The organism is Bartonella sp. AD328YNZD, assembly GCF_042196425.1.
On sequence record NZ_JBHIQG010000374.1, the window covers coordinates 1 to 2,228 of the forward strand.

The following is a 2,228-nucleotide window of genomic DNA, read 5'->3' on the forward strand; positions in this document are numbered from 1 at the left end:
TGCCCTCTAGCATGCGCTAAGGCATGCACACCGGTCAAGTGAGTATTGGACCCCACCATTTCGGTTTGTGTCTCAGCTATGGTTGACTTTTCTTCCACCCGCACAAGGATAATTTGTGCCTCAATCCCTTGCGCGCACACAGCGTTAATCACATCAAGAGCTGTGCCCCTTCGCCCAAGCTTTTGGATTTTCTCACCCTCATGTGTAAAAACTAACACAGGCTCGTTGAGGGGAAAAACTTGGTTATCAGCATCAGGGGCTGTAACAACCGCCCCAAGGGCGGTTTGGCTAAACATCTCTAAGGGTCGAGATGCTTGACCATCCTCAATGAGGCGGATACCATGATTAAATTCTATTGCCATTTTGCTCTCCAAATTAATGAAGAGACTATACCAACCATCACCATGCTCCATAAGTCTGACACTGTCAGTCAAAAAGCTCTTTAAAGGGCTTTGAAAGATCTTCAAAGGGGATTTTACAGAAAGAAAATTATACAAGCCTTTACGTTCTTATACAATAAGCATCCATATAACCTAGGCTTATTCACCTTTCTCTTGTGGTTCTTTTATAGGCTCTACAGGTGCGTCTGTTTCTGTCATTTCAGTAGATGAAAGCTGTTTTGTGTTTTCATCCACCACGGGAGGAGAGAACACTTCGTCTTTATAAGTCCAGCCGATCTGCGCTTCACGTGAGGGGATTGCCTCACCCTCAAAGGCGTGAACATAATCTTCTGAGGCTACAATAATGTTGGTTACCACACCATTTTCAACAACTGCATATTCCATAAAAAACTCCTATATAAAAAATCTAAACAATACAGCGCCATTCCCGCCATCACCAGTGTTATAATTTTCTGCATCCTTTCCAGGAAAATAACCTCCTCCACCGCCACCTGCGTCAGCTTGATTACGACCACCTCTGCCACCTTTTCCACCTTTGTCACTTTCACCACCACAGCCGCCACCGCCACCATTACTAGATCCGCCACCGCCACCAGCACCACCAAAAAGAGAGCTTCCACCGTCACAGCTTCCGCCATTTCCACCATTGCCGCCAGAAAAAATAAAGTTTTTAATGCCGGAGTAACCTCCTGTTCCTCCTGCTCCTACTGTTTTGGTAACTCCGCTACCCTGAGAGCCTATACTCCCACCATTTGCTACGAGAACTCCTTCAATAATCGTTGCCCCACCATTACCATTTTTACCACCACGACCAATTTGAATATTTCTTGATTTTCTAAGTTGAGATCCTTTAATTTGAATACGGACACCTTGTCCTCCTCCACCTCCACCGCCACCGTAGTAGGCATACGTGACACGACCGTTATAAGTATTTTTTAACCAACCTCCAGCCCCCCCGCTACCGCCGCCACCCCATGCACATATTTCAATTTCTGTGTTATCAGTCATACCTTCAGGAAACGGGATAGTGCCACTTTCTGTCATGAGGATTTCGACAGGTTTTTTGGTTAATAAAGCTACCAATTTATCTATTTCTGATTTCGTATAAACAAGATCTCCATCAACCCTCAAAGGTCCTTTAAGCAAGCTTCCGCTTGCACTTAGACTGGTAACCACTTTGTTATTATGAGTGAGATTGAGTAATGAATTACCCAACAGTTCTAAACCGCCATTTATAGTGACTTTGCTGGTAAATTTATTATAACTTTGCCATTCATTTGGGCTGGCTAAGCGACCATAGCTTGTGAGATCTTCATTGATCTTGGCTCTAAAATCATCAAGCCCCACGATATCTTCGGTTTTATGTTGATGTGCGCCTAACAGTGAGACAGCACTGCCAAAGGTGAAGTTATTGTTGCTTGATTTATAGAGAACATAATTGTTGGCAGCATCGTGTGCACCCTCGATATCGCTTAAATTGGCTAAATCTTCGCCGGCTTGTTCCATACCAGCCTTGGCACCCTCCGAGAGCTTTTCCTGTGTAAAAAAACTCTTTCTAAACTGGAACTTCTTAAAATCCCCTTTTTACACCTCTCTCAAAGCAAAGATAAAACTGCCAAAACACGTGAGAGTCATCTAAGGATAATTGCATGAAACCATAACAGCTATAAACAGACTCCAATATTTGTATCATATTATTGTAACGATTTACTTACGTATAAAAGAAGAAAATAAAAAGCTTTTCTTATGAAAAAGAGTTGCCCATGAGTAGATATTATAAACTCTAACAAAGGGCATAACTTGATAATTATACCGCAACAAACTAAT

The 2,228-nt window shown here is 42.7% G+C and carries 2 protein-coding genes and 1 pseudogene; all 3 read right to left on the reverse strand.

The features are described from left to right. Positions 1-362, reverse strand: a pseudogene (locus tag ACFIO3_RS11915) (phage tail protein); the annotation flags it as partial. Positions 363-539: 177 nt separating this feature from the next. Then, on the reverse strand, positions 540-785 hold the full coding sequence (locus ACFIO3_RS11920; protein WP_375615511.1) for a hypothetical protein: 246 nt from the start codon (positions 783-785) through the stop codon (positions 540-542). A 9-nt stretch (positions 786-794) separates the two neighbouring features. Beyond that, the gene (locus ACFIO3_RS11925) at positions 795-1,907 is read right to left on the reverse strand and encodes a Bgr_08870 family protein (protein ID WP_375704516.1); all 1,113 of its coding nucleotides are present in this window, start codon (positions 1,905-1,907) and stop codon (positions 795-797) included. Positions 1,908-2,228: the final 321 nt, after the last annotated feature.

What these genes read in the sequence shown, in the direction of transcription:
- ACFIO3_RS11925 (WP_375704516.1), bottom strand. Translation starts at nt 1,907, where the DNA reads ATGGAACAAGCCGGCGAAGATTTAGCCAATTTAAGCGATATCGAGGGT.
- ACFIO3_RS11920 (WP_375615511.1), bottom strand. Translation starts at nt 785, where the DNA reads ATGGAATATGCAGTTGTTGAAAATGGTGTGGTAACCAACATTATTGTA.